At 62.4% G+C, this 18,838-nt stretch carries 12 protein-coding genes; 2 read left to right on the top strand and 10 right to left on the bottom strand.

Features of this window, described 5'->3' with window-relative positions:
• Window positions 1-9: 9 nt before the first annotated feature.
• Genes DWW03_RS04385 through pheS form a run of 3 tightly spaced genes read right to left on the bottom strand, consistent with a single transcriptional unit; the run spans window position 10 to window position 3,984 of the window.
• The gene (locus DWW03_RS04385) at window positions 10-1,131 is read right to left on the bottom strand and encodes a murein hydrolase activator EnvC family protein (protein WP_022062155.1); all 1,122 of its coding nucleotides are present in this window, start codon (window positions 1,129-1,131) and stop codon (window positions 10-12) included.
• A 7-nt stretch (window positions 1,132-1,138) separates the two neighbouring features.
• Window positions 1,139-2,944, bottom strand: a complete 1,806-nt coding sequence (locus DWW03_RS04380) for a tetratricopeptide repeat protein (RefSeq protein WP_118406377.1) — start codon at window positions 2,942-2,944, stop codon at window positions 1,139-1,141.
• A gap of 14 nt (window positions 2,945-2,958) precedes the next feature.
• Window positions 2,959-3,984 (bottom strand): phenylalanine--tRNA ligase subunit alpha, encoded by a 1,026-nt coding sequence (gene pheS / locus DWW03_RS04375; protein ID WP_015546893.1) that lies wholly within the window; start codon window positions 3,982-3,984, stop codon window positions 2,959-2,961.
• 76 nt (window positions 3,985-4,060) lie between these two features.
• Between pheS and DWW03_RS04370 the strand changes: the two genes are divergently transcribed.
• Window positions 4,061-6,358 carry a patatin-like phospholipase family protein gene (locus DWW03_RS04370; protein WP_022062153.1) on the top strand — a complete coding sequence of 766 codons (2,298 nt, stop codon included), beginning with the start codon at window positions 4,061-4,063 and terminating at the stop codon, window positions 6,356-6,358.
• A 67-nt stretch (window positions 6,359-6,425) separates the two neighbouring features.
• Here the strand turns inward: DWW03_RS04370 and DWW03_RS04365 are convergent, their stop codons facing one another.
• Complete coding sequence (locus DWW03_RS04365; RefSeq protein WP_044054248.1) at window positions 6,426-7,364, bottom strand: glycoside hydrolase family 43 protein; 939 nt, start codon at window positions 7,362-7,364, stop codon at window positions 6,426-6,428.
• A gap of 252 nt (window positions 7,365-7,616) precedes the next feature.
• On the opposite strand from DWW03_RS04365, the gene DWW03_RS04360 reads away from it, so the two are divergent.
• Window positions 7,617-8,711, top strand: coding sequence for a glycoside hydrolase family 43 protein (locus DWW03_RS04360; protein ID WP_022062151.1), 1,095 nt, complete (start codon window positions 7,617-7,619; stop codon window positions 8,709-8,711).
• A 116-nt stretch (window positions 8,712-8,827) separates the two neighbouring features.
• On the opposite strand, the gene DWW03_RS04355 is transcribed toward DWW03_RS04360, so the two are convergent.
• From DWW03_RS04355 to DWW03_RS04330, 6 genes are read right to left on the bottom strand one after another with little or no spacing between them, the layout of a single operon-like run.
• Window positions 8,828-11,029 (bottom strand): glycoside hydrolase family 3 N-terminal domain-containing protein, encoded by a 2,202-nt coding sequence (locus DWW03_RS04355; RefSeq protein WP_022062150.1) that lies wholly within the window; start codon window positions 11,027-11,029, stop codon window positions 8,828-8,830.
• Between the two features lie 12 nt (window positions 11,030-11,041).
• Entirely contained in the window at window positions 11,042-11,818 is a 777-nt protein-coding gene (locus DWW03_RS04350) for a hypothetical protein (protein ID WP_022062149.1), read from the bottom strand.
• A 12-nt stretch (window positions 11,819-11,830) separates the two neighbouring features.
• On the bottom strand, window positions 11,831-14,548 hold the full coding sequence (locus DWW03_RS04345; protein WP_118406376.1) for a sugar-binding domain-containing protein: 2,718 nt from the start codon (window positions 14,546-14,548) through the stop codon (window positions 11,831-11,833).
• 18 nt (window positions 14,549-14,566) lie between these two features.
• Window positions 14,567-15,850, bottom strand: coding sequence for an alpha/beta hydrolase (locus DWW03_RS04340; protein ID WP_022062146.1), 1,284 nt, complete (start codon window positions 15,848-15,850; stop codon window positions 14,567-14,569).
• A complete protein-coding gene (locus DWW03_RS04335; RefSeq protein ID WP_118406375.1) occupies window positions 15,847-17,037 on the bottom strand; it encodes a glycoside hydrolase family 88 protein in 1,191 nt (396 codons plus the stop codon). The genes DWW03_RS04340 and DWW03_RS04335 overlap by 4 nt, the downstream gene beginning before the upstream one ends.
• 6 nt (window positions 17,038-17,043) lie before the next feature.
• Window positions 17,044-18,828, bottom strand: a complete 1,785-nt coding sequence (locus DWW03_RS04330) for a glycoside hydrolase family 2 protein (protein WP_181989602.1) — start codon at window positions 18,826-18,828, stop codon at window positions 17,044-17,046.
• Window positions 18,829-18,838: the final 10 nt, after the last annotated feature.

Below are 18,838 nucleotides of genomic sequence, written 5' to 3'. Positions count from 1 at the left end.
ACGGCGGTTTTATTTTCGGAAACACTCCTCCGCCCGCATCTTCTGTCCGGGGTTGGGCGGGTAGATGCCGAAGACGAGTTTGTATTCGGTTTCCATCGTCATCACGTTGACCGCCGAGCCGATGGTCCCTATCTGTGCGTTTCTTGCCACTTTCTGGCCCTTCTCGACGCAGATCGTCCCCATGTTGGCATAGGAGGTTATGTATTCGCCGTGAGCGACGTAAACGTCGTATTTGTTGGTGATGCGGTTGCGCTTCACGTCGACGACCTTGCCGTCGTAGATCGAGATGACGTGCGCTCCCTTCGGACCGGTGATCTCGGCCATGTTCTCCTTGTAGCGCTTCACGCGTCCGGCAGTCACCGGGAGACGCAACCCGGAGGTTTTCGCCGAGAACGAGGCGCCCTCGGTGTTGCCTTTGGTCAGCTTGCGCAGTTCGCCGATGGCCACGTCGAGCTGCTGCTCCTGTGCGATTTTGCGTTGCAGGGCCGTCTTTTCCTTCTGCGACATCGACCGGATGCTGGCCTTGGCGTTGCGGGCGTCGCGCTGGAGTTTCTCGCGCTGCGCCGAGAGGCTGCGCGTCACCGAGTCGAGCGACCGCTTGCGGCGGTCGAGCGTCTCCTTTTCGGTGCGGACCTCGGCGGTCAGCGCCTCGATGTCGCGCAGTTTGCGTTCGCGCAGCGAGGCGACCTCGCGCAGGGCGGTGATCTTGCGCGCCACGTCCGTGAAGTCGCGCGAGGAGAAGATATAGGTCAGGTAGTTGTTGTGCTTGTAGTTGCGGTAGGCTTCGCGCACCATTTCGCCGTACTGCGCGCGGTCGCGTTCGAGCTTTGCCGAAAGGTTCCCGGCCACGCTGTCCGTGCGGGCGATCTCTCCGCGCAGGAGGCGCGCCTGCTTTTCGGTCTCGTCGAGCAGCTGGTTGCGCGAATCAATCTGGCACGCCAGGCGGCGCACCCGTTCCTCGGTGGCCGTGCGGCCCTTCTGGATCTTCGAAATCTCCTGCTCTTCGGTGGCGATCCGCTTTTCGAGGGCCGCGATGACCCGTTTCTGCTCCTCGATGCGGCGGTCGGTCTGTGCGGCGGCGGTGAGGGTGAAGAGCAGGAACGCAAGGGTCAGGATGCGGAGCGGTCTCATGGCAGGGCTATTCTTTGGGTTCGGGCTTTTTGACGGCGGGTTGTTTCAGCCGCTGTTCGATCTGCCGGGCGTCGTAACCCTTTTCAAGCGCCCTCCGCCAGTAGATTTCAGCCATGAACTGCTCGCCCAGGAGGTGCAGGATGTCACCGTAGTGAACCATTAGTTCGGGGCTTTTCTGTCCGTCGAGCGCCACGGCTTTTTGCAGAATCTTCCTGGCTTCGTCCGTGCGTCCCAGCTTGAAGAGCACCCAGCCGTGTGTGTCGAGGTAGGTGGGGTTGTTGTCGGTGAGCGCCACGACGCGGCTCGACATGGTGAGCGCCCGTTCCAGATCGCGCTCCTCGAGCGAGAGAAAATAGGCGTAGTTGTTGAGCACCATTGTGTTGTCGGGCCAGTAGCGCAGACTTCGCTCATAGGCCTTGTAGCACTCTTTCATGGCTTTGCGGGCAATGCCCTTTTTGCCGAGCAGACCCGTTTGCAGGGGCAGGCATTCCTCCAGGTTCGGCTCTCCGGCCTCGGCCTTCTGATGCCAGGCGTCGCCGATCATGCCCCAGATCACGCTGCGCAGCGAATCCGTGTCGGCATGGCGCAACGCCCCCTTGTAGGCGCCGATGGCTTTGACGTACTGCTTCGAGTTGCTCATCACATGCCCTTTGGAGAGGTGGAAATCGACCTTCGCGGGGAACAGCTCCAGGGCGCGGGTGACGTATTTGTCGACCGAGTCGGGGTGCTGGAGGTAGCTTTCGATGTCGATCACCGCCCGGAAATACTCTTCCGCGGGAGGCTGGTCGGCGAGGTGGCTCTTGTAGAGCGCGAGGGCCTGCTCCAGTTCGCCCGAAGCGATCAGGTGGCCGGCGTAAAGCTCCACGACGCGCTTGTCGTCGGGATAGCGGATGGCCAGCGTCGAGGCCAGGTCGTTCAGCTGAAAGTAATATTCGCGGTAGAAGCGCGTGTCGGAGGTGAACTGCCCGAAGCGTTTGATCTTGGTTTCGAGCGGCAGTTCGTCGGATTGGAACAACTGCCGCGTGACGGCCAGCAGCGCCCGGTAATCCTGCCGTCCGGCGTGAAAATCGGCCAGCGCCATCAGCGTCTGTACGTTTGTGGAGTCGATCTGCAACGCGCGGTCGTATTCGGCGCGGGCCAGCGAATCCTTCTTGGCGATGGCGTAGAGGTCGCCGAGGACCACGTGGCGCTGCGCCTCATAGGGGGCAGCTTCGACCATCGCCCGGGCTTCGACCACGGCTTTGTCGATCTGGTTCGTCGCCACCAGCAGACGCCGTTTCATGGCGCTCAACACGGGAATGCGCCCGAAGCGCAGTTCGGCCGAATCGAGTGTCACGAGGGCCATGACGGGACTTTGCTTCTGCTCGTAGAGGGCCGCCAGAATGCGGTAGTTGTCGGGGTCTTTCGGGTTCTCCGTTTGCAGGCGGCGGTAGACCTTCAGCGCCTCGTCGTAACGCCCGGCGTAGATGAGCGCCTGTCCGTAGAACTGGTGATACCACTTGTTCGTCGTGTCGAGCCGGAAAGCCTTCCGGGCCAGTTCCACGGCCTCGTCGGGCGTGGCGTACATGCCGTTCGCCGCGAGTTCGTAGTAGGCCGGGGCGTAGGTCGAGTCGTTGCGGATCGCCTCGAGGAACAGCTCCCGGGCGCGCACCGAGTCTCCGGCGATGGCATTCTGCTTGACGCCTTCGGTGTAGAGCCATACGCTGCGCAGCGAATCGGGGTATTCGGGCGCCGCCGAGGGACCCTTTCCCGTGACGAACGCCGCGGAGAAGAGCAGAAGGCAGAGGACCGTTGTCGCTGTGAGGCGTTTCATGGGCGTCAGGGGGTTTAGAGCGCTTCGTCGAACTGGTGGAGGAACCGCACGTCGTTTTCGAAATAGAGACGCAGGTCCTTCACGCCGTACTTGAGCATGGCGATGCGTTCAATACCCATGCCGAAGGCGAATCCGGAATATTTCTCGGGGTCGATATTATTGGCTTTCAATACGTTCGGGTCCACCATGCCGCAACCCATGATTTCGAGCCATCCCGTGCCCTTGCAGACGTTGCAGCCCTTGCCGCCGCAGAGGTTGCACGACACGTCGACCTCGGCCGACGGTTCGGTGAAGGGAAAGTACGACGGGCGCATGCGGATCACGGCCTGCTCGCCGAAGACCTCCTTGGCGAAGTAGAGCAACGACTGCTTCATGTCGGCGAACGAGACGCCCTCGTCGATGTAAAGTCCTTCGATCTGGTGGAAGATGCAGTGCGCGCGGTACGAAATGGCCTCGTTGCGGAACACGCGGCCCGGGCAGATGACGCGGATGGGCGGTTTCTGACGCTCCATCGTGCGGACCTGGATCGACGAGGTGTGCGTGCGCAGCAGGATGTCGGGGTCCTTCTCGATGAAGAACGTGTCCTGCATGTCGCGTGCCGGGTGCTCGGGCGGGAAGTTCAGGGCCGAGAAGACGTGCCAGTCGTCCTCGATCTCGGGTCCGTCGGCCACGGTGTAGCCCAGCCGCGAAAAGACCTCGACGATCTGGTTTTTCACCAGCGAGATCGGGTGGCGCGAACCGAGGTGCTCGGCCGTGCCGGGGCGCGTCAGGTCGCCCGACGACGAGGCCTCGTCGGCCGCGGCGTTCTGCAACTGCTCGCGCAGCGCGTTGATGCGCTCCGTGGCCTCGTTTTTGAGACGGTTCAACTGCTGGCCCAGTTCGCGTTTCAGTTCGGGGGCTACCGTCTTGAACTCCTCCATCAGGGCGGTCAACTCGCCTTTCTTGCCGAGGATCCGGATGCGGAACTCCTCGATTTCGGCGGCGGCTTTCGGCTTAAACTCCTCGACACGTCGCAGGAGTTCATTGATTTTGTCAGTCATATTTTGATCGTGTTTCTTTTTTGTCTACTTTTGAACGACATCGTAGTAACGTGCAAAGTTATAAAAAAATTGAGATATGTTGCGTAAAATCGGCTCATTTGTCGGGATGCTGCTGCTGGCGGCGCTCCCTGCTGCGGCCCAGAAGGTAGGGGTCGTGATGAGCGGCGGCGGCGCGAAGGGGCTTTACCACATCGGCGTCCTGGAGGCGCTCGAAGAGAACGGCGTGCCGATCGATTATGTGGCCGGGACCTCGATGGGTTCGATCATCGCCGCGATGTACGCCGCCGGTTATTCCCCGGCCGAAATGCGTGCGATCGTCAAATCGGGGGTGGTCAAGGAGTGGGTCTCGGGGCGCATCGACCCCAACAAATACATGGCCTATTACCGGCAGGTGGGGAGCAATCCCGCGTTCTTGAGCCTGCGCATCGACGTCGAGAGTCCCTCCGGGAAGCGGCTGCGCGTACCCCGGAACCTGATCTCCTCGACGCAGATTGACATGGCCCTCACGGAGCTGTTCGCCCCGGCGACGGCCGCTGCGGACGGTGATTTCGACCGCCTGATGGTTCCGTTCCTCTGTGTGGCCAGCGACCTGAACCACCGCGGGCCGGTGGTCCTGCGCGAGGGGGATTTGAGCGAGGCGGTCCGCTCGTCGATGTCCATTCCGCTGGTGTTCAAGCCGATGGTGAAAGACTCGATGCTGCTCTACGACGGCGGCATCTACGACAACTTCCCGTGGAAACCCCTCGACGAAGATTTCCGGCCCGATCTGATCGTCGGCTCGATCTGCACCGAGGGCAACACCCCGCCCAGCGAGGAGAGCAACATCATGGACCAGGCTTTCATGCTGGCCATGCACGATACCGACTACACGCTGCCCGAGGAGCGCAGCGTCACGATCCGCCGCGCCGTGGGGGTCAACATGCTCGATTTCGACCAGGCCGAGGCGATTATGAACGCAGGTTATGAGGACGCCGTGGCAGCCATGCCGCAGCTGTTGGAGAAAGTCGCCGAACGCCGCGACTCGGCCTACTACGCCGGGCGTCGCGAGGCGTTCCGCGCCAAGTGTCCGCCGCTGGTCTTCGACGACTACAAACTCGAAGGGCTGAAGCGCGCCCAGCGGGAGTATATCCGCGATTTCGTGCAGGTGGACCGCCGCACGCCGGGCATTCAGCGGCCGATGGGCTTCGAGGAGCTGAAAGACAATCTCTTCGAGGTGCTTGCCGGCGGCGATTTCACGATGGACTTCCCCACCGTGCGCTACGACTCCGTCCGGGAACGTTATTCGTTCGAGGCCAAGTTCGGCACGCGGCCCAATTTCAAGATCATCCTCGGGGGAAACATCTCCTCGACGGCCTTCAACCAGGCCTATATCGGCATCAATTACAAGAACATCGGCCGCGTCGCGCAGCAGTTGGGCGCAGACCTCTACCTGGGGCCGATCTACACCTGGGGAGCGATCGGGGGCCGGACGGATTTCTACGCGTGGAAGCCGATATTCCTCGACTATTCCTACAATTTCGCGGTCCGGAATTTCCGCCACGGCTATTTCGGTAACGTCACCAAGGTCCGCAACGCCCAGCAGGTCAAGAACAGCGAGAGCTTCTTTTCGACGGGCGTGGGGATGCCGCTGACCCACCGCAGCCTCCTGACGCTGCGCGCCAACGCCGGACACATCAACTACCGCTACGATTCGGACGTGCTGTTCGCCGACGACACCGACCATTCGCGCTTCTCGTTCTTCGGCCTGCGGGCCGGGGTCGCCCGCAATACGCTCGACAAGTTCCTCTATCCCCGCCGCGGTTCCGAACTGCATCTCTCGGCCATCTATGTCGCCGGACGCGACAAATACCAGCCTTACGATGCGAAAGACTTCATTTCGCGCGAAACCCGACAGTGGATCGGAGGGCGTTTTTCGTGGGACAAGTTCTTCGATGTGCCGGGCGTCAGCTGGTTCTCGTTCGGTTTGAACGTCGATGCCGTGTGGACCAACCACCCGCGGTTCCGGACCGAATCCGCGACCCTGATGTCGATGCCCGACTATGCGCCCGTGCCGCATGCCCGGATGATCTACATGCCCGATTTCCGGGGCAAACGCTTTGCGGCGTGGGGCCTGATGCCGACCTTCGACCTGCTGCCCAACTGCTTCTTCCGGACGGGGTTCTACACCATGTTCCGTGAAAAACGGGACTTCAACCCCCTGAAGAATCCCGACGAGCGCTGGCATTATATCGCCGAGGCGTCGCTGGTCTACCACACGCCGATCGGTCCCGTGAGCCTCGCGCTGACGAAATACGACCTGAAAAACTGGCGCAACATGTACCTGACCTTCAATTTCGGGTATGCGATTTTCGCCCCGAAAGGGACGTTCTATTGATCGCGAGGCCGGTTTCACCCTCCTGTAAAAACGATGCCCGGATGCACATGCTGCATCCGGGCGTCGTTCATTCAGCGATCAGGGCCGGCGAGTATCCGGGGTCGATCTCCATCCGGCAGCCGCCCTCGACGGGGCGGAAACGCACGTCGGTGATATACATTTCCCGCGGATGGATCGCGCCTTTGCTTTTGTGGGCATGGAAAACGATCTTCAGGTTGCCCGCCTTGTCCCGGAACAGGGCGCTGTGCCCGACGCCGACCAGTTCGCCGGGATTCTGCAACAGCGGATTGCGGTCGTATTTGGTCCAGGGGCCCAGCGGCGAGTCGGCCGTGGCGCAGCCGATGCCGTAGAAGGGACTTTCGTAGCTGTTGGCCGAATAGGTCATGTAGTAAGTGCCGTTCCGCCGGATCACGAAGCAGCCTTCGTTGACGCGGGGCCAGACCTTTTCCCACTCCTGCGAAACATGGATGCAGGGGCGCATCGTCTCTTTTTTCAGCGTCGTGCAGTCGTCTTCCAGCTCGACGACCCAGATATTCAGCCCGTCGTTGAACCGGTCGAAATACATGTACGCCCGGCCGTCGTCGTCGATGAACAGCGTGTTGTCGATGCACTTTTCATCGGCGATCATCGGTTGCCGCTTCTCCTGTACGAAAGGACCCAGCGGCGAGTCGGAGGTGGCGACGCAGATGTGCTCTTCGGCCGTGAAATACATGTAGAATTTGTCATTCAGCCGGTAGACCTCGGGCGCCCAGAACCATTTTTCGCCCCAGACATCCGTGCGGTGCAGGGCCAGTCCGTCGCGGGCGTTGCCTTTGGCCCTCTCCCACGTGGAGAGGTCGCGGGATGTCCACACCTCGATGCCGCTTCCGGCGCCTGTGCCATAGGCGTAATACACCCCGTCGTAAAGCAGGATGAAAGGATCGGCCAGGGGCACTTTCCGGAGGTTTTGCGCCGCACAGCAGGCGATGGCGAACAACGTCGCGATTAATGGAAGCAATCGTTTCATAGGTCGTAAGATTTAAGGTTGGGACCGGGGATGAGGGCCGCGGACGAACGGGCTTCGGAGTCTCCGGACCCTGCAAAGATAGGTGTCCGGCCCGGCGCAAAATGGAAAAATATTTCCATAATGTATAACTCTTTGATCAATTGCGGCCCATCGGGTGACGGCATGGCTGAAAATCGGATAAAACGAATAATTTTGTCGGAGTACGCGCCAAATGGCATTTTACGACGGATTCAAACCATTCAAATAACCTGTATGAAAAAACTGCTCATCTTCTTCCTGCCGGCGATCCTGCTCGGATGCGACTCGCCTGCATATCGTAATCCGCTCGACGTTGCGTTCGGCGACCCGTTCATCCTCCACGCCGCTGACGGAAAATTCTATATGTACGGAACGAGCGGCGACATCCGGGGTTTTCGCGTCTGCGTCTCGGACGACCTCGTTACCTGGCAGAAGGGCGATGTCGTCTACGACGGCAATGCCTCGGCATGGGGAACCGACTGCTTCTGGGCGCCCGAAGTGTATGAACGCGACGGCCGCTATTACCTGTTTTTCAGTGCCAACTGGCGGCATAACCCGAACGGCGACCTCGAAACGTTCCGCATCGGGGTGGCGGTTGCCGATTCGCCGTCGGGTCCCTTTTCCGACCTGTATGACCGTCCGGTGTTCGATCCCGGCTATCCGGTGATCGACGCCAACGTATTGTGGGACGATGACGGCCGGGTGTATCTCTATTATTCGCGCTGCTGTTACAAGCATCCCGTCGAAAGCGAGCTTTCGGCGTGGGCGCGCGACAAGGGGCTTTTCGACGAGATCGAGGAGAGCTGGGTGTACGGTGTGGAGATGAAGCTCGATTTCAGCGGCGTCATCGGCGAGCCGGTCGCTCTGCTGACGCCCCCGCAGTCTGCCTCCGACCCGCAAACCGGGTGGGAGAGCCGTTCGGTCACCGCCGGAGAGGTCAACCGGCGCTGGACCGAGGGGTCGTACGCCTTCAAGGAAAACGGGACCTATTACATGATGTATTCCGCCAACTTCTACGGCGGGCAGCATTATGCGGTGGGCTATGCTACGGCCGGTTCGCCGCTGGGTCCCTTCGTGAAATCGTCGGACAATCCGGTCCTCGAGAAGAATGCGGACAAGGGCGGCGAGGTCACGGGAACGGGGCACAATATGGTGTTGAAGCTTCCCGGCGGCGGGATGTACTGCGTCTACCACGGCCGGACGGCCCCGACGGGCGATGTGCGCATGGTCTTCATCGACCCGATGGAGGTGACCGAAGACGGTCGTCTGAAGGTCTTCGGCCCGACCACCTCGCCCCAGCCCGTACCCGTGTGGACAAAGGGCCTGTGAGGGGGCGGCTTTCCTGCGAATCGGCGGGGCGTCCCGTTCTCTGGGTGACTGCGGCCTGATACGGACAGAGCTGTAACTTTTCAGGTTACAGCTCTGTCCTTTAATGGGAGCGGGGATCAGTCCGTCAGCGTCAGTTTCACCTTTTTGTCCTTTACGAGGATGAAGTAGTCGCCCGGTTCGAGGAACCGGTTGCCGTCGCCGTCCGTGAAACTCAAATCCTTTTCGGGGTCGATCTCGAACCGGAACGTGCGGGTCTCGCCGCGGCGGATCGGCTGTTTCTCGAAGTGTTTCAACTCCCTGACGGGGCGTGAGATGCGGCACACGGGGTCCGATATGAACCAGTGAACCGTCTCGGCGCCGTCCATGCCGCCCGTGTTGGTCACGGAGACCTCGACCGTCACCTTTTCCCCGCGGCGCAGCGTGGTTGCCGACGGGCGCAGGTCGCCGTATTCGAACGTCGTATAGCTCAGGCCGTGTCCGAATTCATAGAGCGGCGTGCTGGGGATGTCCTGATATTTGCCCTGATGGGTGCGGCCGCTCTGGCGGCGGTTGTAGTAGATCGGAATCTGGCCCGTTGAGCGGGGGAACGTCATGGCGAGGCGTCCCGAGGGGTTGATCCTCCCCGACAGAATTCCCGCCAGGGGGTTTCCGCCCCGGATGCCGGGCTGCCACATCTGCACCATGGCCCCGCAGAGGGGTTCGAGGCGGCACAGCTCCAGCGGCCGGCCGCTGGACAGAACCAAGACCAGCGGTTTTCCGGTCTGGGCCAGTTCGGCGGCCAGCTGCTCCTGGATTTCGGGAAGCGCGATCGTCGAGCGCGAGGCGTTCTCGCCGCTCCACTGCTTTTTCTCCCCGAGGCAGAGGACCACCACGTCGGCAGCCGCGGCCGCGGCGACAGCCTCACGGAATCCGGAGCGGTCCTCGCCGTCGAAGTCGCAGCCCCGGGCGTAGAGCAGTTCGGCGCGGCCCCGGTATTCGTTTTCCAGCCCGGCGAAGAGGCTCACCGCGTCCTCTTCGCGGCCGTGTGCCGACCACGCGCCGAGCAGGTGCAGCCGGTTCTGCGCCATCGGGCCGATGACCGCGATGCGGCGGGCGGCTTTCAGCGGCAGCGTGTTGTTCTCGTTTTTCAGCAGCACCATCGACTCCTCGGCGAGCCGCTCGGCGACGGCGAGGCTCGCGGGAAGCAGGAACCGGTCCGTCTCCTCCGACTCCGGGGTGTAGGGGCGTTCGAACAGCCCGAGCCGGAATTTCAGCCGCAGAACGCGCCGCACGGCCTCGTCGAGTTTCTCCTGCGAGACCTTGCCTTCGCGGACCAGGGCGGCCAGATGGGCGTCGTAACAGCGGTTCATCATGTCCATTTCGACACCCGCGTTGAAGGCCTTTTCGGCGGCCTCCTTCCGGTCGGCGGCCACGCCCTGCGAGCGCAGCTGCTCGATGGCGGCCCAGTCCGAGACGACGAATCCGTCGTGCGCCCAGCGCTCCTTGAGCACCTCGGTCAGGATGTAGGGATTGGCCGTGCCGGGCGTTCCGCTGATGTCGTTGAAGCAGCTCATCACCGTAGCGGCTCCGGCCTCGATGCCCGCCTGGTAGGGCGGCATGTAGGTGTCCCAGAGCGTCTGACGCGAGATTTCGGTGTAGACGTAGTCGCGGCCGGCCTCCGAGGCGCCGTAGCCGACGAAATGCTTGAGGCAGGCGGCCACGCGGCGGGAGTCGGCGAGGTTGTCGCCCTGGTAGCCTTCGACCGCCGCCACTCCGTAGACGGCGTTGGCGTAGGGGTCCTCGCCGTAGCCCTCCGAGACGCGGCCCCAGCGGCCGTCGCGCGCCACGTCGATCATCGGCGAGAAGGTCCACTCGACGCCCGACATCCGCGCCTCCTGTGCGGCCACTTCGGCGGCCTGCTTCACCAGTGCGGGATTCCACGAGCAGGCCTGGGCCAGCGAAATGGGGTAAGTGGTGCGGAAGCCGTGGATCACGTCGTAGCCGAACAGCACGGGGATTCCGAGCCGCGACTGCTCGATGGCTTTTTTCTGAAGCCGGTTGCGCAGTCCGGGCGAGGTGTCGAAGTAGATGAGCGAGCCGATCTCGGCGGGAATCTTGTCCACCGGATCGGCCACGTTGTTGGCGTTGTCGTTGCGGCCGAGCGTGTACTGGTTGAGCTGCATGACCTTCTCTTCGAGGGTCATCCGCGACAGCAGGTCGCTGACGCGCTCTTCGACGGGGCGTCCGGCGTCCTTGTAGGCGGGCTTTCCGCTCCCGTTCCGGGCCTGCGCCCCGAGGGCGGCGGCCAGCAGCAGAGCGATAACGGTTATTTTTTTCATAGGTTGTGCTTGTTATTTGAACACGGGTTTGTCCGAGAGGCGCATCGTTGCGCCGGGGTCGTTGTTTTTGAGGTCGAAAACCACGATGCGGTTCCCCTTTTCGGCGAGGATTTCGGCCGGAATGAGGATCGACTGCTGTTTCTCCTCGTCCCAGAACGAGCCGAGGTAGTGGCCGTTGATCCACACCTCGCCCATGCCCCATCCCGACACGTCGAGGTAAACGGCTCCTTCGTGCGCCGCACGGTCGAACTGCCCGCGCCGGAAACAGGGCGTGTTGCACGGGCCGAGGGCTTCGAACTCGAGGGTTTCGGGATCGGTGTCGCGCACTTCGAGCGGGGTGATCGTCCAGCCGGCGATCGTTTCGCCGCCGAGGCGGGCTTCGCCGAAGAGTCCTTTCGAGTTGTCGAGAATCTCCGGGCCGTAGGTGATGCGGCCGATGTTTTCGACATAGAGCTGCAATGTGTGCCGGCCGGGTTCGGCCTTCAGAGTCAGCGTTTTGCGGTTGTCGGTCAGGGCTCCCTGAAACACGCCGTCGAGGTAAACCGCGGCATAGTCCCGCACGTTCTCCAGTTCGAGCGCGGCCTCCCCTGCGGGAACGGTGATTGCGGCCTGGTAGAGGACGTATCCGAATTCCACCCCCACATCGCCCATAGGAAGCAGTTCGTCGGACTCGCAGACCTCGCCGTAAATCTGCGTCAGAGGGGCGTATTCGGTCATTTTCAGCTCCTGCGCCCCTGCCCGGAACAGGCCGGGCAGCAGGCAGCAGAGCAGTAGACAGATCTTGTTCATAATCGTGCGGTTTTAGCGCATGAAGGAGGTGATGAACGACTCGTCGAGTGTGACCTCGGGAGCGAACCGGTCGCTGCGGACGTAGCGGTCGATGCTTTCGAGCAGCTGGCGCGTGGCGGGGCGCTGGTCCATCTTCTTTTTCGTGTCGACCGCCAGAACGAGCAGTTTGCCGCCGCCGACGCGGGCTTCGAAGCCGATGCCGAGTTTTTCGTTGTTGTCGAAGCTGTCGATCACCTGGATGAAGGGCCGCAGCTGGCGCGGGGTCTGCTGCATCTCGATCACCTTGGCGTTCTCCAGAATGTCCCACCACTGCCAGTCGGTGTGGTACGAGGTCGGGAAGTCGGCGAACACGGGTTCCTCGGCGTGAATCAGACAGCCGATGGTCATCGGCGCCCAGGCGAACATGATCGGGTTCCAGAAATGGTTGTGGAAGGTCGATTTGCGCCCCTTGACCTTGTTCGGCGCGGGGGTCAGGACGACCTTCTTCCCCGCGGCGAGGTGCTGTTTGGCCTGCTCGCCGAACTCCGTCGTGTAGAGCACCTCCGTATCCGACTGCATCAGCTGTGCGTTGCGCGGATAGACCCAGATGTCCCAGCTGTTGCTTGTCTTTTCACCGACGTTCAGGTGCACGGTCAGCTTCTGCGGGCCTCGCACCTTGCCGAGCGGAGCGGAGAACTCCCCGACGGGGAACACGCCGTCGGTGCCTACGGTCTGCGATTTCAGACTGCCCTTGGCGATGGCTTTCCCGCTGCCGTCGGTGATCGACCAGCGGATTTTCGCATTTTTGAGCGCCGCCGCGCCGAAGTTGTAGACCTCGGCCTTTGCCGTGAAGGTTTCGTCTTCGAACCAGGCGCTTTTCGGGTAGCGGAGCAGCGCCACGGTCGGCGCGCAGAAGGCCCGCCAATCCTCGGGCGTCACCAGGCCCTTGGAGTCCCAGAACGGATCGAGCACACCCACCGGGGCGTAACCCTGGCCCGGGAAGTCGTTGAGCGACAGGAGCTGAAATCCGGCCGATTTGGACGAGCGGAGCAGCGCCTCGATCACGGCCTTGTACTCCACGACGGTCAGCGCGCCCGAGGCCCGGAAGAAGTCGTGGGCCTGATCGCCCATGCCGTTGGCGGTGAGCATCTCGCGCCACAGTTCGAAGTTTCGGGCCTCGACCGGTCCCGTGTATTTCCCGATCTCGCGGAAGTCGGGATAGACGCACCGCTGGCCCGACTCGTGGGAAATTACCGGAACGTCCACGTCCGACTCCTTGCTGCGGTCCCAGTCGGTCGAGGGCCGTCCCTCGTAGACCTTCACGGGGCCTTTGTTGGTCTGCTGCGAGACGTAATACTGGTCGGACGGGACGCGCGTGCGGGCCGTCGAACCGCTGTACAGATGCCGCGTGTCGAGTTTGCGGCCGTCGGCGGTCAGCTCCTCGATGAAGTCGAAGTTGCCGGTGATCTCGTTGCCGTTGCAGTAGAGGACGAACGAGGGGTGGTTGCCGTACTCCTTGAGGATGGCGCGCATCTCGCGGCGGAAGAAGTCGTAGCGCGCTTCGTCCGGCTCGGCGTCCTTGCCCCACATGGGCATCTCGACTTCGAGGTAGACGCCGTGGCGGTCGGCCATGCGGAAAGCCGCGGCGGGAGGGCACCACGAGTGGAAACGGATGTGGTTCAGTCCGTAGTCCTTGACGATGCGCATGATACGCTCCCATTCGGCGTCGCAGACCGGGGCGTGGCCCGTTTTCGGGAACACGGCGTTCTCGACGGTTCCGCGCAGGTGGAGCGGCCGGCCGTTGAGCAGGATGTGGTTGCGGCCCTGCGCCACTTCGCGCATGCCGAACGTCGCCGACTTCTTATGTTCGAAGGACTCTTTTCCGGTGCCGGTCAGCAGCGTGCACTCCACGGTGTAGAGGTTCGGGTTGAATTCGTCCCAGAGTTTCGCCTCCCGGCCCAGCGCGACGGTTTCGGTCAGGTCCATCTCCTCCGCTTCGCTGCCGACAGGTACCTCCTTCGTTACGTGCAGGCCGTTGCCCGAGACGGTGAGCAGCGCCTTTCCTTCGAAAGGCTTTTTCGTGCGGTTGTCGATCTTCAGGCGCACGTCGACGCTGTTCGTCGCGAGGTCGGGATACAGCTGCATGTCGTCGATGTAAACGGGGTCTACGGCCACGAGTTTCATCTCGCCGAGGATGCCGTTCCAGTTGATCTGCGTGAACTCCGTGTGGGCGTGGTTCCATTTGTGGGTGTTGTACTGGAACCGGTTGTCGATGCACACCGTGATGCGGTGCGTCTTGCCCGGGGTGACGAAATCCGTCAGGTCGTGGTTGTGGGGGACGCTGATGTAGTCCAGTCGGCTCACCTCCTTGGTGTCGACCCATACCGAGCTGAGCCAGTGGGTGCGCTCGAAATAGAGGAAGATGCACTTGCCCTTCCAGTCGGCCGGGAACTCGATGTCGCGCTGATACCACGCCGGACCCATGTACTCGTAGACGCGCGTCAGGCGGTCGACATGGCGGTAGGGTGATTTGTAGCCGATTTTGTAGTCGTCGGTGATGCCGGGGAGCATGATGGTCTCCTGGAGTTGGTGGTTGTAGCGCGGCGAAAGCGATCCCCTGCGGAAATCCATCACGTCCGTCTGGAACCTCCACTCTCCCGAGAGGTCCATTTCGCGGGTCTGGGCGGCCGCCGGGGAGAGGGAGCCCAACAGCACGGCCGCGAGAAGCAGTTTTATAAACCGGTTTTTCATGTATGGTGTTGTTTTAGATTATCGTTTCAGGTGTTTGTCCGCGAATTTCACGAATTGCCGCCAGTCGTAGAGCGTGATGTCGTGGTCGCCCGAACGGACGTGGTGGCCGATGTGTCCCGACAGCACGGGCGCGTCGGTTTGGGGCAGTTCCGTTCCCGAAAGTCCCACCAGGCCGAACAACTCGTAGACCGGCGTGGCGTGGACCCCCGCGAGGAACTCGCCTTTCGGATCGGCCCAACGGTCCTCGACAGCGCTGGCGATATACACCGGGCGCGGGGCTATCAGCGCAATCAGTTCGTGCTGGTCGACGGGCAAAGCCGCCTCGTTGCCCGAATACTGTTTGAAGTTCCCGCAAAACCAATGCGGGAAGAGGCTGTTGATCCTGGCTACGGTTTCGCCGTAACAACGCCGCGACAACGCCGCGCCGCCGCATCCCGAGTCGTTCGACACGGCCATGGCGAAGCGCGGATCGACGGCTGCGGCCCAAAGGGCCGTTTTGCCGTGCCGCGAATGCCCGATGACCGCCACGCGGGAGGCATCGACATCCTCGTCGGTTTCGAGGTAGTCCATCGCGCGGCTCAAGCCCCAGGCCCAGGCCGCGATCGTGCCCCATTCATCGGGGGCCGGTTTGGTCTGCCCCTCGCGGTAAAAGAGCGGGTGAACGCCGTTTTGGAAGCCGTCGTCGTAGTCGGGGTCGATGTCGCCGCGGTAAATCGTGGCGAGGCCGTAGCCGTTGGCGATCAGCATCTCGACCGGCCACCGCGATGCCGCCGCGGCGCGCGGGAACCCTTTTGCGCGGACTTCGCTGCCGCCCTCTTCGCGCGGCTTCATGCGCGAAACGGACTCCGTAATCAACGGGTCGTCGCAGATCGTGTGGTTGCCCTTGAAATTCAGCCCCAGAAAGACCGGAACGGCGTCGGTGCGTTTGTTGGGGATATAGAGCAGGATGGTCATGAAATGTGCGTCGCTCTCGGTGAAATAGACGGCGATCTCCCGGCGGGTGGCCATGTTGCCCAGCGTGTAGCGGTCCTCGCTCAAGACCTCGAAATGCAGTCCCTCGGGGCGGCCGGGGGCTTTTCCGTAGACCTCGCTTTCGAACAGCGACAGCAGTTCGGGACGGCGTTCCGAAGTCCACGTTTCGGCGTCAGTCACCTTTTTGCCGGCGATGGTTGTCAGCGGGTCGGGCAGCGTGTAGGCCGGAACCTGCGATTCGTCGTAGTTTGTCGCGGGCATCTGCGCCCGGGCGCAGAACAGGGTCAGGCCGCAGAGCGACAGCAGCGCGTATTTTTTCACGGCGGTCATGGCTGCAATCGGCGTTTGATGCGCGTGAGCGCCTCCAGATAATAGTAGTCGGCGTAGGTGAGCGGCACGTCGACCTCCGAGGAGAAGGGATAGGCTCCCGTGCTGTGCCGGAGAATGAAGCCTCCGTTCTCACCCGCCGGAGCGGTGTATTCGGGCGAGGCCAGCGTGCGGATCTGCTTTTCGGCGAAAGCCATGTACCGCTCCCCTTCGGCTGCGGGCACGAAGCCGCTCAGCTCGACCAGTGCCGAGGCCATGATTGCGGCAGCCGATGCGTCGCGCGGCGTGGAGGCGAGGGCCGGAGCGTCGAAATCCCAGTAGGGAATCCCGTCGGCGGGCATGTTCCTGTGGTTGATGAGGAATCCGGCGATGCCGCGGGCCTGTTCGAGGTAGCGGGCGTCGCCCGTGAGGCGGTACATGCAGGTGTAGCCGTAGAGTCCCCATGCCTGTCCGCGGCTCCAGGCCGAGGAGTCGGAGAGGCCCTGATGGGTCTGCTTGAGATGGGGCTGTCCCGAGATCGTGTCGTAGGAGACCAGGTGGCAGGAGCTGAAGTCGGGGCGGAAATGGTGTTTCAGCGTCTTGTCAGCATGCGATACGGCCATGTCGCGCAGCGACTTGTCGCCCGAACGGTCGGCGGCCCACATCAGCAGTTCGAGGTTCATCATGTTGTCGATGATGACCGGATACTGCCATTTGTCGCGGTTGTGGTCCCACGAGCGGATCAGCCCTACTTCGGGTTTGAAGCGCGTCGCCAGCGAGCGCGCCCCGGTGAGCAGCACCTCCTCGTAGGACTTGTCTCCCGTGAGGCGCAGTCCGTTGCCGAAACTGCAATAGAGCATGAACCCCACGTCATGGTTGTCGGTGGTGTGTTTTTCCCGCTCGACGCGTGCGGTGAACATCCGGGCGTACTCCAGCACCCGGGGGTTGCGGCCGTTCTCGTAGACGTACCACAGCACGCCCGGGAAAAAGCCGCTGCACCACCAGCGCGAATCCGACGAGACGTCCTCGCCGTTCTCCCACGTGCGCGGCAGGCGGCCTTCGCGCGCACTGTACTTCTCGGCCATCAGCAGCGTCTGCCGCTCGGCGCCGGCCAGCGCCTTGTCCACGACGGTCTCCAGCGGTTCCCGCCCGCTTCCGGCGCAGCCTGCGAGCAGGACGCCGAGAAGCGTGTATGTCAAAAATTTCTTCATCTTCTTTTAATGTTTGTCGTAATAGGCTTTCATCAGATACCACGCTTTCTTGCGGTATCCCTGGTCGGAAACCAGCCCCTTGCGGTTCCAGCCCTCCTGGTTGGCGGGGTGGAAGCGGAACGGCGAGCGGAAGTCGAACAGAATCCACGGCGACACGCCCCGCAGGTTGGGGATGTTCTCGAACATGCGCAGGTTGTCGCGGTAGAGGGCCTCCTGATACTCCTCGCTCCACGAGCTGGCCACATCGGCCGGGCCGTGCTGGCCGTAGAGCGCCTCGCCGCCGAATTCGGAGATGATCAGCGGTTTGCCGCGCGCCACGTCCCACACCGCCTTGTCGGGCGTGAGGGGCCACGGGTGATACCAGCCCATGTATTTGTTGATGGCCACGACATCCAGTTCCCCGATGAACGGGTCGTCCATGACGAACAGCTGCCGCTGGCGGTCGAAACGTACCAGATCGAACGCCGCAACGATCTGGCGCGTGTCGTCGATCTCCCGGCAGCATGCGATCAGGTGGCGCAGGAAGGCGTTGCGCGGCCCGGAAGGCTGCGTCTCGTTGGCCACGCCCCAAAACGTCAGGGCGCAGCGGTTCTTGTCGCGCGCGACCATCTCGCGGATCATGCGGCCCGCCTTTTCGCGGGTTTGGTCGTTGGCGAAGTCGATGCCCTGCCAGATGGGAATCTCCTCCCAGAGCAGGAAGCCCATCTTTTCGGCCAGCCGGACGATATGTTCGTTCTGCGGGTAGTGCGCCAGACGGATCATGTTGCAGCCGAGTGCCTTGGCCTCGCTGAGCAGCATCACGGCGTCGGCCTCGGAGTGTGCCCGGCCCATGCGCTGGGGGATCTCTTCGTGGAACGAGATCGACTTGAGGAACACGGGCGAGCCGTTGAGGACGATCTCTTCGCCCTCGGTGCGGATATTGCGGAACCCGATCGACTCCTCCACCCGGTCGCGGTCCGTGGAGACGATCACCCGGTAAAGTTTCGGATCGGCGGGGGACCAGCGTTGCAGTCTCCTGACCCGGAACGACGCCGAGGCCGTACCGGTCGCTCCGGCAGTGACGGTCCGGTCTACGTTCAGTTCGGGAATCTCGATCCGTACGGCCGTTCCGGCAGCGGCGCCCGCCAGCTGCACATCGGCGTCGATCCGGTCGTCGGAATCCTTGCCGAGGCGGATGAAATAGTCCCGGATAAAGGCGTCGGGCACGCTGACGAGCATCACGTCGCGCGTGATGCCGCCGTAGTTCCACCAGTCGAAGGCCATCGCCGGGATGGCGTCCGTGGTGCGGGTGTTGTTGACCTCCACGGCCAGAAAGTTGCCTTCGGGCTTGAGGCGGCCCGTCACCTCGATCTCAAAGGGTGTGAATCCGCCTTCATGGGCGCCGATCTCCTCGCCGTTGAGGTAGACCCGGCAGCGGTAGCTGACGGCTCCGAAATAGAGGAACTGCCGCCGGCCGGCCTGCTCGGGGGCGTCGAACCGCCGGGCATACCACACCGTGCCTTCGTAGTATTTCAGCTCGGGCATCTGGCAGTTCCAGTCCGAGGGAACGTCGAGCCGCAGGCCGTTGTCGAACGAATATTCGTAGAAATCGGTCTTTCCCTCCGGCCTGCGGTTGAGGTAGATCTTGTTTTTGCGGCCCTGATCGTAGAGATCGACGATGGCGTCCCACTTTCCGTTGAGCGACTGCACGTCGCGTCCGTAAACGTTGGTGATCAGCTCCTGGGCTGCGATGTCGGCCGCCGCGAGCAGCAGCAGAGCAAATGACAGGATGAATTTTATCGGTGTTTTCATTGTTATCAGG

Source organism: Alistipes sp. AF14-19, assembly GCF_003461645.1.
In the GTDB taxonomy this organism is placed as follows: domain Bacteria; phylum Bacteroidota; class Bacteroidia; order Bacteroidales; family Rikenellaceae; genus Alistipes; species Alistipes shahii.
This window is presented reverse-complemented; position numbering and strand designations above follow the sequence as displayed.

What these genes read in the sequence shown, in the direction of transcription:
- DWW03_RS04385 (WP_022062155.1), bottom strand. Translation starts at nt 1,131, where the DNA reads ATGAGACCGCTCCGCATCCTGACCCTTGCGTTCCTGCTCTTCACCCTC.
- DWW03_RS04380 (WP_118406377.1), bottom strand. Translation starts at nt 2,944, where the DNA reads ATGAAACGCCTCACAGCGACAACGGTCCTCTGCCTTCTGCTCTTCTCC.
- pheS (WP_015546893.1), bottom strand. Translation starts at nt 3,984, where the DNA reads ATGACTGACAAAATCAATGAACTCCTGCGACGTGTCGAGGAGTTTAAG.
- DWW03_RS04370 (WP_022062153.1), top strand. Translation starts at nt 4,061, where the DNA reads ATGTTGCGTAAAATCGGCTCATTTGTCGGGATGCTGCTGCTGGCGGCG.
- DWW03_RS04365 (WP_044054248.1), bottom strand. Translation starts at nt 7,364, where the DNA reads ATGAAACGATTGCTTCCATTAATCGCGACGTTGTTCGCCATCGCCTGC.
- DWW03_RS04360 (WP_022062151.1), top strand. Translation starts at nt 7,617, where the DNA reads ATGAAAAAACTGCTCATCTTCTTCCTGCCGGCGATCCTGCTCGGATGC.
- DWW03_RS04355 (WP_022062150.1), bottom strand. Translation starts at nt 11,029, where the DNA reads ATGAAAAAAATAACCGTTATCGCTCTGCTGCTGGCCGCCGCCCTCGGG.
- DWW03_RS04350 (WP_022062149.1), bottom strand. Translation starts at nt 11,818, where the DNA reads ATGAACAAGATCTGTCTACTGCTCTGCTGCCTGCTGCCCGGCCTGTTC.
- DWW03_RS04345 (WP_118406376.1), bottom strand. Translation starts at nt 14,548, where the DNA reads ATGAAAAACCGGTTTATAAAACTGCTTCTCGCGGCCGTGCTGTTGGGC.
- DWW03_RS04340 (WP_022062146.1), bottom strand. Translation starts at nt 15,850, where the DNA reads ATGACCGCCGTGAAAAAATACGCGCTGCTGTCGCTCTGCGGCCTGACC.
- DWW03_RS04335 (WP_118406375.1), bottom strand. Translation starts at nt 17,037, where the DNA reads ATGAAGAAATTTTTGACATACACGCTTCTCGGCGTCCTGCTCGCAGGC.
- DWW03_RS04330 (WP_181989602.1), bottom strand. Translation starts at nt 18,828, where the DNA reads ATGAAAACACCGATAAAATTCATCCTGTCATTTGCTCTGCTGCTGCTC.